This window comes from Curtobacterium sp. MCPF17_031 (assembly GCF_003234035.1).
Classification (GTDB): domain Bacteria; phylum Actinomycetota; class Actinomycetes; order Actinomycetales; family Microbacteriaceae; genus Curtobacterium.
In genome coordinates this window covers 173,601-185,119 of sequence record NZ_QKSG01000006.1, presented here as the reverse complement: position 1 = coordinate 185,119, position 11,519 = coordinate 173,601, and the positions used below count along the sequence as shown (strand labels likewise).

The 11,519-nt window shown below is 72.1% G+C and carries 10 protein-coding genes; 5 read left to right on the top strand and 5 right to left on the bottom strand.

Annotation, left to right across the window (positions count from 1 at the left end; all coding sequences use genetic code 11):
- The first annotated feature begins 21 nt into the window (after positions 1-21).
- The 5 genes from DEJ31_RS10685 (at position 22) to DEJ31_RS10665 (ending at position 5,406) form a co-directional block, all read left to right on the top strand.
- Positions 22-918: an ABC transporter permease gene (locus DEJ31_RS10685; protein WP_258366266.1), complete on the top strand. Its 897-nt coding sequence runs from the start codon at positions 22-24 to the stop codon at positions 916-918.
- A gap of 4 nt (positions 919-922) precedes the next feature.
- The gene (locus DEJ31_RS10680; protein WP_111079194.1) at positions 923-2,161 is read left to right on the top strand and encodes an ABC transporter ATP-binding protein; all 1,239 of its coding nucleotides are present in this window, start codon (positions 923-925) and stop codon (positions 2,159-2,161) included.
- Between the two features lie 59 nt (positions 2,162-2,220).
- Positions 2,221-3,291: a glycosyltransferase family 1 protein gene (locus tag DEJ31_RS10675; RefSeq protein WP_220034857.1), complete on the top strand. Its 1,071-nt coding sequence runs from the start codon at positions 2,221-2,223 to the stop codon at positions 3,289-3,291.
- Complete coding sequence (locus tag DEJ31_RS10670; protein WP_181433506.1) at positions 3,288-4,193, top strand: glycosyltransferase family 2 protein; 906 nt, start codon at positions 3,288-3,290, stop codon at positions 4,191-4,193. The genes DEJ31_RS10675 and DEJ31_RS10670 overlap by 4 nt, the downstream gene beginning before the upstream one ends.
- 67 nt (positions 4,194-4,260) lie before the next feature.
- Complete coding sequence (locus tag DEJ31_RS10665) at positions 4,261-5,406, top strand: glycosyltransferase family 2 protein (protein ID WP_110902744.1); 1,146 nt, start codon at positions 4,261-4,263, stop codon at positions 5,404-5,406.
- A 39-nt stretch (positions 5,407-5,445) separates the two neighbouring features.
- Here the strand turns inward: DEJ31_RS10665 and DEJ31_RS10660 are convergent, their stop codons facing one another.
- Genes DEJ31_RS10660 through DEJ31_RS10640 form a run of 5 tightly spaced genes read right to left on the bottom strand, consistent with a single transcriptional unit; the run spans position 5,446 to position 11,504 of the window.
- Positions 5,446-7,356, bottom strand: coding sequence for a glycosyltransferase (locus tag DEJ31_RS10660; RefSeq protein WP_146243138.1), 1,911 nt, complete (start codon positions 7,354-7,356; stop codon positions 5,446-5,448).
- Positions 7,357-7,373: 17 nt separating this feature from the next.
- The gene (gene rfbA / locus DEJ31_RS10655; RefSeq protein WP_111044310.1) at positions 7,374-8,237 is read right to left on the bottom strand and encodes a glucose-1-phosphate thymidylyltransferase RfbA; all 864 of its coding nucleotides are present in this window, start codon (positions 8,235-8,237) and stop codon (positions 7,374-7,376) included.
- A 12-nt stretch (positions 8,238-8,249) separates the two neighbouring features.
- Positions 8,250-8,861: a dTDP-4-dehydrorhamnose 3,5-epimerase family protein gene (locus DEJ31_RS10650; RefSeq protein ID WP_111044311.1), complete on the bottom strand. Its 612-nt coding sequence runs from the start codon at positions 8,859-8,861 to the stop codon at positions 8,250-8,252.
- Positions 8,862-8,888: 27 nt separating this feature from the next.
- Complete coding sequence (locus tag DEJ31_RS10645; protein ID WP_111121820.1) at positions 8,889-9,989, bottom strand: glycosyltransferase; 1,101 nt, start codon at positions 9,987-9,989, stop codon at positions 8,889-8,891.
- A 12-nt stretch (positions 9,990-10,001) separates the two neighbouring features.
- Positions 10,002-11,504: a glycosyltransferase family 39 protein gene (locus DEJ31_RS10640; protein WP_181433505.1), complete on the bottom strand. Its 1,503-nt coding sequence runs from the start codon at positions 11,502-11,504 to the stop codon at positions 10,002-10,004.
- Positions 11,505-11,519 lie beyond the last annotated feature (15 nt).

The window sequence follows — 11,519 nt, the reverse complement described above, 5'->3', positions numbered from 1 at the left end:
CGTCGAATGTGAGGAAACACCTTGAGCAACATCGTCACCGAGCGGTTCGATCGGCTCCGTCAGGAGCGGATGATCCCGGCCGGTCGGCCGGCCACCGCCGTCATCGGGTCGATCCGCGAGGTCTTCGCCCACCGGCAGCTGCTCGACCTGTTGATCCGCCGTGACCTGAAGTCCCGCTACAAGGACAGTGCGCTCGGGTTCGCGTGGACGCTGATCCGTCCGCTCGTGCAGCTCGCGATCTACTACTTCGTGCTCGGCAAGATCCTCGGCGCGTCCCGCAACATCCCCGAGTTCGCCGTCTACGTCTTCGCCGGACTGACCCTCTACGGGCTGTTCAGCGAGATCGTGGCCGCGGGCACGGCGTCGATCGTCTCGAACGGCGGGCTGATCAAGAAGATCTACCTGCCGCGCGAGATCTACCCGCTGGCGAGCGTCGGGGCGGCGCTGTTCAACTTCGGCGTGCAGCTGGTCGTGCTCCTCGTCGCGACGCTCCTGCAGAGCGGGTTCGCCTGGATCCGGCCCGACCTGCTCTACTTCTTCCCGTCGACGCTGGTGATCCTGATCTGGGCGACGGCCCTGGCGCTGCTCCTCGCCGCCGCCAACGTGTACCTCCGCGACATGCAGTACCTCGTCGAGGTCCTGGTGCTGCTGCTGATGTGGGCCTCACCCATCGTCTACAGCTGGCAGCAGGTCGCGAACGCGGCGCCGCAGTGGCTGCTCACGCTGTACACCGCCAACCCGATCACCCTCGCCGTCCTCGGGTTCCACCGGGCCTTCTGGACCGCCGGCCCCGACTCGGAGTACCCCTCGCACCTGCTCCTCCGCCTGGTCATCGCCGGCGTCGTCGGCCTCATCGCGCTGGTGCTGTGCCAGCGGGTGTTCGCCAAGCTGCAGGGCAACTTCGCCCAGGAGATCTGACCCGATGACCCTCGACAACGCCACGCAGGAGACCCGCTCCCCGTTCTCGGACGCCCCCGCGGTCGTCACCGTGAAGAACGTCTCGAAGCGCTTCACGATCCGCAAGGACAACTCGCTCAAGGAGCGCGTCGTCACCCTGGGCCGCGCCGGACGTCGGCACAGCGAGGACTTCTGGGCGCTCAAGGACATCAGCCTCGACATCCCCGCCGGTACGACGATCGGTCTGCTCGGCCCGAACGGCTCCGGCAAGTCGACGCTGCTGAAGACCATCGGCGGCATCCTCGAACCGACCACCGGGTCCGTCGAGCGTCGCGGTCGCCTGGCCGCGCTCATCGAGCTCGGGGCCGGCTTCCACCCCGACCTGACCGGTCGCGAGAACGTGTACCTCAACGCCGCGATCCTGGGCCAGACGCAGGAGGAGACCGAAGCCCGCTTCGCCGACATCCTGCAGTTCTCCGGCATCGGCGACTTCATCGACACGCAGGTGAAGTTCTACTCATCCGGCATGTACGTGCGACTCGCCTTCGCGGTCGCGATCAACACCGACCCGGACGTCCTGCTCGTCGACGAGGTCCTGGCCGTCGGTGACGAGCAGTTCCAGAAGAAGTGCCTCGACAAGATCCGCGAGTTCCAGGAGCAGGGGCGCACGATCATCCTCGTGTCGCACTCCCTCGGCCAGGTCCAGGAACTCTGCGACTCCGCCGTCGTGCTGCACCACGGCGAGGTCAAGTTCCAGGGATCGGCCCGCCTGGCCGTGAAGAACTTCCGCGAGATCCTCGAGGGACGCCGCGTCGCCGAGGCCGAGGCCGCGAACCCGGAAGAGGACGCGAACCCCGGCAAGGTCGAGCACGTCGAGCTCGAGATCCCCGGTCGCGCCCCCGGCGCCGAGCACCGCCACGGAGACGACCTCGTCATCCGCGCGACGTTCTCGCACGCCGACGTCCTGCCCGAGTGGCGGGCCGGCATCAAGATCGAGAACCACCTCGGCCACCCCGCCTTCGGCATCGACAGCCGACAGACCCAGGTACGGCACGACCCGCTCCGGGGTTCGGCCACCGTCGAGTGGCACCTCAGCGACCTGCGGCTCGGCGGCGGGCAGTACTTCGTGCACGTGTTCCTGGCCAAGCCGAACGGCGAGCACATCGTCATCGAGCGCGAGGCCGCCCGCTTCGTCGTCGTCGACGAGGACACCCAGTCGGGGATCGCCTGGACGAAGACCACCGAGCGCCAGGTCAAGGGCTGACGTTGGGCGTACTCCCGGTGCTGGTCGACGCCACGTCGGTCCCGCCGAACCGAGGCGGCGTGGCACGGTACATCTCCGGGCTCCTCGCCGGGCTCGACGAACTCGACGAGCACGTCGACGTCGTGGCGAAGCCGGACGACGTCGCATGGCTCCGTGGGCTCGCCCCGGGTCACCGGTACCACGCGGCTCCGAGCTGGACGGCCTCCCGACCGCTGCGCCTCGTGTGGGAGCAGACCGGCCTGGTCGCCCTCGCCCGGCGTGTGGGGGCCGCCGTCCTGCACAGCCCGCACTACACGTTCCCGGTGATCCGGGCCTCCCGGACCGTCGTCACCCTGCACGACGCGACCTTCTTCAGCGACCCCGCCGCGCACTCGGCGCTCAAGGTGCGGTTCTTCCGCGCGTGGACGCGTCTGGCACGGCGCTTCGCCCGCGCGACCGTCGCGCCGAGCGCCGCGACCGTCAGCGAACTGGACGGGATCGCCGGCCGGCCGCGTCGCACGACCGTCGTCGCGCACCTCGGTGTCGACCGTGCGCTGTTCCACCCGCCGACGGACGCCGACCTCGCCGCGTTCCGGGCGGCGCACGAGCTCGCGGCGGACGCCGAGTGGATCGCCTTCCTCGGCACCGTCGAACCGCGCAAGCGCGTGCCGGACCTCATCGCGGCGCACCGGGCACTCGGCGCCGAGCGGCCGGACGTCCCCGCGTTGCTCGTCGCCGGCGGGCTCGGCTGGGACGAGGCCGCCGAACGCGAGCTGACGGCGGCGGGTGACCGTCCGGGAGCCCCGCTGCGCTACCTCGGGTACCTGCCCGTCGACGAGTTGCGGGCGCTGCTCGGCGGGTCGCGCATCGTGGCCTACCCGAGCATCGCCGAGGGCTTCGGCCTGCCGGTGCTCGAGGCGATGGCCTCCGGCGCCGACGTCCTGACCACCGACCGCCTGGCGATCCCGGAGGTCGGCGGCGACACCGTCACGTACACCGAGCCCGACGCCGAGCCCATCCGCGCTGCGCTGGCCGCTCTGCTCGACGGTGACCAGGCCGACCGCGCCGACCGCGTCGCCCGCGCACGTCAGCGGGCCGACGGCTTCTCGTGGGCTGCCTGCGCGCGGGCACACCTCGGGGTGTACCGGTGACCGCCGCCGCTGACGGCACCGTCGGCGACGCCACACCCGACGCCACTCCCGCTGGGTCCGGTCCGCGTGCCGCCATCGTCACCGTCTCGTACAACTCCGGCGACGTCCTTCCGGCGTTCCTCGCCTCCGTGCCGGCAGCGAGCGCCGGAGCCGTCCCGGTGGTCGTGGCCGACAACGACTCGACCGACGCGGACGCGCTCCGCGCCGTGACCGAGGCCGCGGGTGCCCGGTTCCTGGCAGTCGGTGAGAACCGTGGGTACGGCGGCGCGGTGAACCGCGCGGTCGCCACGCTCGGCCCGGAGATCCGCTGGGTCCTCGTGTCCAACCCGGACGTCGTCCTCGAGCCGGGGGCACTCGACCGGCTCCTCGCGACCGCGGAGGCCGACCCGGGCATCGGCGCGGCCGGTCCGCGGCTGCTCGAACCCACCGGCGAGGTGTACCCGTCCGCCCGGCTCGTCCCGTCCCTCCGGACCGGCCTCGGGCACGCGGTCTTCGCGAACGTCTGGCCCGGCAACCCCTGGACCCGGCGGTACCGCCAGGACGGCGAACACGACGGCCGTCGTGACGCCGGCTGGCTGTCCGGGGCGTGTGTCCTGGTGCGGCGCGACGTCCTCGACCGACTCGGCGGCTTCGACGAGGGGTACTTCATGTACTTCGAGGACGTCGACCTCGGCTGGCGCATCGGACGTCTGGGCCTCCGGAACGTCTACGAACCCGCAGCGACCGCCACCCACATCGGCGGCACCGCGACGCAGGGGTCCTCGGAGCGGATGCGCCGTGCCCACCACGAGAGCGCGTACCGGTTCCTGGCACGGAAGTACCCGGCGTGGTGGCTGTGGCCGCTCCGAGTCGTGCTGCGGGCTGCCCTGGCCGTGCGCGCCCACGCCACGAACACCCGCTGACACGGTATCGTCGGCCGATCCGACCGCCTCCCCCGGCGCCCTGAACCCGAACCCGGAAAGCCTTCCCATGACCCTCGCCGTCACCCTGATGGTCCGCGACGAAGCGGACGTCATCCCCGCCTGGCTCGACCACCACGTGGCCCAGGGGTTCGACGTCTTCGTCATCACCGACAACGGGTCGGTCGACGGGACCACCGACCTCCTCACCGCCTTCGCCGCACGGACGGACGTCACGGTCGACCTGCGCCACGACCCGGTGCACCGGAAGCAGCAGGGCACCGTCGTCACCGGGATGGCCCGCGACGCCGCGCGCAGCCACCACGCCGACTGGGTCGTCAACGCCGACGCCGACGAGTTCATCCTGCCGGTCGACCGCTCCCTGACGGTGGGTGAGGTGTTCGAGCGCCTGGACCCGGTGGTCGGCGCGTTCACCGTCCCGGTCGTCAACATGACCGGGATGCTCGCCGAGTCCGGTGGTGGCATCGAGCGCCTGCACTGGCGTGACGACCGATCGGTCACGGAACTCCAGGCGATCGGGCTGATCGGCCCGCCGAGCACCAACGCCGTGCACGTCGGTGACCCCGACGTGACGGTCGTGCAGGGCAACCACCAGGTCAGCGTCGCGAACGGCGCCCCGGTGCCCGCCGGACTCGAGCTCGAGGTCCTGCACCTGCCCTGGCGGTCCTGGACCCAGTACGAGCACCGCGTCGACGTCAGCGGGCGCGCCTACGAGGCGAACCCCGACCTCACCCCGAGCCCGCGTCACCACGGCATGCGGGACCTCCGCCGTCTGCGGGAGGGTGTGCTCGAGTCGACGTTCGCGCTCCGCTTCGTCACCGACGACGAAGCGGCCGCGGGTCCTTTCACGCGGGACGACGGCATCGCGGAGGTGCTCCGTCGCGCCGGGTCGACCAGCCTGGACGGGACCCCCGACCCGGTCGTCCCCGAGGACCGACTCCGTCGGCTGCAGCAGGTCGGTCACGCGATCGTCACCCGTGACCGGAGGATCGAGTCCCTCGAGGACAGCGTCCGGGCCGGCGAGGCGACCGCGGACACGCTCCGTGCCACCGTGCAGTTCGAGCGCGACCGTGCGCAGGCGGCGCTCCGCGAGGTCAGGGCACGAGATGCGGAACTCGCGGCGATGCGCGCACGCCGTGTCGTGCGGATCGCGGACCGCGCGGGTGACGTGGCCCGACGGCTCCGCCGGGGCTAGCCAGCAGGCCGGCAGGCGCCGGGGCGCTCGGCATCGGAGCTAGCCGCCCGCCCGCTGCCGTCGCACCGCGTCGAGCAGCACCTCGGCCCGCCGGACGAAGGAGTGCTCGGCACCGACGCGGGTGCCCCGCTCGGCACGTTCCGCAGCCGACGAGGTCTCCCCCTGGTGGACCAACTCGCGGAGCTCGTCTGCGTCACGGTACGTCCGCACGGCACCGTGGAACAGCTCGTCCACGCCCGGCACCGGATCGGTGAGGACGAGGGCCCCCGTGGCCGCTGCGTCGAACAGCCGGTTGGACACGAACCCGTCGCGGGCCATGTCGTCCCAGTGGTCGTTGAGCACCACGCGAGCGCTGCGGTAGAGCGACGGCAGTGCCTCGTTCGCGACGAACACCCCGCGGTGCACGCCGTCCGGCAGCAGGCCCTCCCACCCCTCGCCCCAGACGGCGAGGTCGAGGCCGGCGGCGACGGCGTCCCGCACGACCGGCCGGAAGACCTGCCGGGTCTTGCCGACGAACGCGGTGTCGAGCCCGGCGTACTCGGGCGCCCCTGGCCCCGGGTGGAAGCGGGCGGGGTCCGTGGCCTGCAGGAGCGGGGCGACGTCGAGACCCGTGTCCGCCGCCACGCGGGCCGCCCACACCGGCCCGGCGGCGAACCGCAGGTCGTAGCGGGCCAGTTCGTCCGCCGTGACGAGGTCGGGGTGCGAGATGACCCAGAGCACGTTCATCGCCGACGGGTGTACGGGGGTGTCGTCGAGTCCGCGGAGCGTCAGGGCGACGTCGTCCAGGTGCTCGGACAGCGGGCGGACGTGCGACTCGCGGTGGTCGACGACGACCTCCTGCCCGAGCGACCGGAGCGCCGTCGCCAGGTCACGGGCGAAGAACGTGTCGCCCCAGTCATCCCCGCCGGGGCCGGGGTGGGCGGCGATCCGGATCGACCAGCGCAACCGTTCTCCTCGGTCCCGCAGCGTGACCCGCTCCGCACCCCGCTCGGCACGGACGACCGGTTCGCGGAGGGCGACCGGGGCTCCCGCGGGGTCGGCGGCCGGGAGGCCCGGGACGAGTCCGGCGCGTTCCAGCGCGGTGATCGCGGTGCCGTCCACCCGCGTCCACCAGTGGGCGAGGGCCGTGGCGGCGTCGGTGTCGTACCGACGCTCGCGGAGGACGCGTGTGCGGTACACACGGCCGAGTGCGACGACCAGGCACGGGCCGCTGCCGGCGTCCGCACTGTCGCGCGTGAGTCGTGCGACGGCGGTCCGGGTGTCGACCGTGCGGACCGGCAGCGCCAGGTCCGCGGTGCGCACCGCGAAGCACGGTTCGTCGGCCGCGAAGACCTCGGCACCGTCGAGCAGGTCGGCGTCCTCGGCCGGGTGCCCGCGGAGCAGGGCGGCCACCGGTGCCGTGCCCCGGACCAGGACCGCTCCGGCGCTGGCGACGAGGTCGTCACCGGTCCGGACCACACCCACGGCCACCGGCGCGCGGTCGAGTGCTGCCGTCAGTGTCGCGTAGGCCTCGAGGGGCATCGTGACCGACGCGTCCTGCACGACCACCCGGGCGCTCGTGAGGAGTGGCCGGGCCGCGGCCACGGCACCACCCCAGGTGGCGGCGACGGTCGCACGGGCGACGACGTGGTCCTCCCCGGCGACGACGGCTGGGTACACGCTCGTCGGGCCCGCGTGGACGTCGTACACGCTGACGACGACGGTCGCGGCACCGGCGTCCCGGGCGGCCCGGACGACCGCCCGGTGTGCACCGTCGCGGAACGCCGTCTCTGCGACGGTGACCACGACGTCGACCCCGTGGTCACCGGGCCGTGGCGGCTCGGTGACCAGCGAGGTGTCGACCGGGAGGCGCGGCTCGGCCGGACCGTCCGCCTCCGGAGCCGACGGGGTCGGTGCGTCCGTCGGCAGCGGCGCGTCGACTCCGACCGGACGACCGAGGAGCCGACGCAACCCGGACCGGGTCACCGTCAGCCGCGCAGCAGGTTCTGCAGGTAGACGCCGTAGCCGCCCTTGACGAGCGGCGCGGCGAGGTCGGCGAGCCGGGCGTCGTCGATCCAGCCGTTCCGCCAGGCGATCTCCTCGATGCAGCCGATCTTGAAGCCCTGACGGTCCTCGATGACCTTGACGTACTCGGACGCCTGCATCATCGACTCGAACGTGCCGGTGTCGAGCCACGCGGTGCCGCGGTCCAGGACCTGCACGCCGAGTTCCCCGGCCTCCAGGTAGCGCTCGTTGACGGTCGAGATCTCGAGCTCACCACGGGCACTCGGCTCGATCGTCTTCGCGATCTCGATGACCTTGTTGTCGTAGAAGTACAGACCGGGGACGGCGTAGTTCGACTTCGGCTCGGCAGGCTTCTCCTCGATGGAGACCGCGGTGAAGTCGTCGTCGAACTCCACCACGCCGTACGCCTTCGGGTCCGCCACGTGGTACGCGAAGATCGTCGCGCCCTGCACCTCGGTGTTCTTGCGGAGGTTCGTGCCGAGTCCGGTGCCGTGGAAGATGTTGTCGCCGAGCACCAGGGCGACGCTGTCGTCGCCGATGAAGTCCTCACCGATGACGAACGCCTGGGCGAGCCCGTCCGGGGACGGCTGCACCGCGTACTGGATGTCCATGCCGAGCGTCGAGCCGTCACCGAGCAGCGCCTTGAACTGGTCGTTGTACTCGGGGGTCGTGATGATCAGCACCTCGCGGATGCCGGACATCATCAGCGTCGACAGGGGGTAGTACACCATCGGCTTGTCGTAGATCGGCATGAGCTGCTTGCTGATGCCCTTGGTGATCGGCCAGAGGCGTGTGCCGGAACCGCCGGCCAGGATGATGCCCTTCATGGGGATGCGTCCTTACTTCTTCGTGGTGCGGAGGGACTCGGTGTAGGCGAGGCACTCCTCGTACGTCGGCAGCAGCCCCTGCTCGGCGGCCTGCTCGAGGGTCGGCGCGCTGGTGTCCTTCTCGGACAGGACCGGCTCGCCGATGCCGTCGGGGAGCTCGAGCGCGACGGTCGGGTCGAGGATGCTGATCCCCTTCTCGCGCTCGGGGTCGTAGTGCGCGCTGACCAGGTAGTTCACCGTCGAGGCGTCCTCGAGCGCGACGATGGCGTGGCCGAGGCCCTCGGACAGGTACACGGCGCGGCGGTCGACGTCGTCGATGCGGACGGAGTCCCACTGGCCGAACGTCGGCGACCCGACGCGGATGTCGATGATGTAGTCGATGAAGGCACCGCGGACGGCCGTGACGTACTTCGCCTGGCTCGGTGCGACGAGGGCGTAGTGGATCCCCCGCGCGACTCCGCGCGACGAGATCGACATGTTCACCTGACGGAGGTCGAGCGGGTGGCCGACGGTCTCCTCGAGCACGTCCGCACGGTAGGCCTCGAGGAACGCGCCCCGGGCGTCACCGTGCTGGACGGGTGTGAACTCCCACGCGCCTTGGATCTTCAGTTCTCGGATCTGCACCGGGGCAGCCTAGCAAGAGGCCCGCACTCAGAGGCCGAGGGCTGCTCGCCAGTCGCCGTCGCCGGTCACCAGTCGCTCTGCGCGGACGTACGCCTGGGCGCGCTGCACCCGCTCGTCGGCCTCTCGGAACGCTGTGCGCAGCGCGTGCTGCCACGCGGCCGGGTCGTTCTCGGCGAGCAGTCCGCCGTGCTCGTCGATGCCGGCGTACGACGGTCGGTCCGAGGCGACGAACGGCAGGCCGAGCATGCTGACCTCGAGGAACTTGAGGTCGCTCTTGGCGTCGTTGAACGGGTCGTCGGTGAGCGGCGCGACACCGGCGGACCAGCGGTGCGCGTTCGCCCGCAGGAACGCCACGAACTCGGGGTAGTGGGTCGCACCGTCGGGCAGGTCCAGCCGGTCGAACCAGTCCGCGTCGGTGTCGGTCACGCCGACGACCTCCAGTCGGACCACGCGACTGTCGTCGTCGACCAGCCCGTCGAACACGGGCCGCAGCAGGGCGAGGTCGTCGCCGTGCGTGGCGGACCCCATGTAGAGGACCCGGCGCGGGCCGACGGGGTCGGGACGCGACGGCCCGGTGCCCCACAGCCCGGGCTGGACGGCGTTCGGCACCACGACAGCCGTGGTGCCCGCTGCGGCGAGCACGGCGCGCAACGGCTCGGTCGACGTGACCACCGCGTCGGCGGCCGCGACCACGCGCTCGACGGACGCGAGCCGCTCGGGGTCGTACTCGGCGCGGACGAGCCGGGCACGGGCCTCCCGGCTGAAGAAGTCGTCGTCCACCTCGGCGACGATCCGGGTGCCCTCGCGTCGAGCGCGCTCGATCGCGGCGTCGAGCGAGGCGAGCGGGAAGGCGTCGCGCTGGACGAGCAGCACGTCGAGGTGCGCGGTGTCCGTGCCGTCCGCCCAGCGGACCGGTTCGACCTGCGCGACGCGCGCTGCACCGGAGGCGGCGAGTGCCGACATGCGGCCGGTCACGCGGATGTGCGCGGACGCGGGGTGGACACCACCGGCTCCGTGCACGACGAAGCCGACGAGTGGCGGTTCCGGCGTCGGGCCGGAGGCCGGTGCGACGTCCTGGTCGGGGCGTCGGGTGAGGAACCGGGCGACCCGGGAGCGCAAGGACGTCACGCCGTCATCCTGTCACGCGGTGACGGCCGCGACGTCGGCCGTGGGCGGCTCCGGGGCGACCACCGAGCGCCGGAGCGACGCGGTCCAGACCAGCGTGAGCACCGCGGCGAGCGCCACGACCGCGAGCACGACGGCGACCCGGCTGACCGTCAGCGTCACCGGCTCGTGGAACGCCGGGCCCGTGAGGTCGACGATGGTGAACCAGTCGTACCCGGCGGCGGCGACCCACACCGTGACGAGCAACGGCGAGAGCACCCGGCCGAACCCGGAGAGACCGATCGCCATGACGACGGCGAGGACCGGGACGACCGGCAGGCCGTACCGCGCCTGGGCTGCGCCGCCCTGCATGGTGAAGCGGATCTGGAGGAAGACGATGAGCACGACGACCGCGACGAGCATGAGGGCGACGAGCACGTCGGCGACCCGGTCGGTGGCGTCCTGGCGCCGGCGGCGTCCAGTGGCGGTCGTCGGGTCGGTGGTCGTCCGGTCGGTGGTCGTCCGGCGGGGCGCCCTCGGTCGGACGTGGCCGTTCCGGCGGAGCGCCGGGACCACCGCGACGACGACCGCGAGCAGGAGCGGTCCGACCAGGAGCACCCACGGCCATGTCACGTCCAGCGTGAAGTGCCCGCGGAAGACCGAGAAGACGCCGGTCCAGAAGCCCGGGTCCGCCACCGTCTCGACGAAGCCGTGCTGTCGGCGGTGGAGGTGTGCCGCAGCCCACTCCGGCTGGCTGCCCGCGATGTTCCCGGTCAGACGCTCGTTCCGGAGGAAGAACCACCCGGCGGCGAGGGCCGGAGCGGCGGTGACGACGACGACCGCGACGAGCTTGCCGACCAGGCCGTTCCACCAGCCGCGACCCCTGGCGCAGACGACGGCCACGAGGACGGCGACGACGAACACCGCGAAGGTGAGTCGGGTGAGCATGCCGGCGGCGGTCACCACGGCCGCGAGGACGACCAGGCGGGTCGAGAGGCCGCGACGGAGGGCCGTGGCCGCGACTCCGATGGCGAGCGCGCCGAAGGCGACGTTCGGCAGGTCGTTGTAGACGGCGCCACCGACCAGCAGGAACATGGACGTCAGGGAGACGACGACGGCGGCGACGCTCGCGGCACCGGGCCGGGTCGGCAGCACCCGGCGTGCGGCCCACCCGGCGGCGAGCACGGTCAGCCCGGCGAGCACGGCGTTCGCGACACGCCCTGCGAGCACAGCGTGGTACTGCTGGCCGCTGTCCCAGAGCGGCCCGACGACCGGGGCGAGGATCGCGTAGAAGAGCGGCGGGTGCTGGGAGACCCACTGCACCGGCGGGATGATCCCGAACGGCGCGTCGATGGTGAGACCGTCCTGGAACACGGGCAGGTGGCCGTGCCACACGGAGACCGCGTAGTCGAAGTGCGCTGCCTCGTCCCCCGAGTTGAACGGCGGGGCACTGAACCCGATCGCGATCGCGGCGAAGACGGCGAAGAGGGCCGCTGCGAGGACGATGCCGGAGTGGAGGGTCATGGTCGGGCGGCGCACGATGAGCGATCCTCC

Coding starts and splice junctions, on each gene's coding strand:
- DEJ31_RS10680 (WP_111079194.1), top strand. CDS start 923: ATGACCCTCGACAACGCCACGCAGGAGACCCGCTCCCCGTTCTCGGAC.
- DEJ31_RS10665 (WP_110902744.1), top strand. CDS start 4,261: ATGACCCTCGCCGTCACCCTGATGGTCCGCGACGAAGCGGACGTCATC.
- rfbA (WP_111044310.1), bottom strand. CDS start 8,237: ATGAAGGGCATCATCCTGGCCGGCGGTTCCGGCACACGCCTCTGGCCG.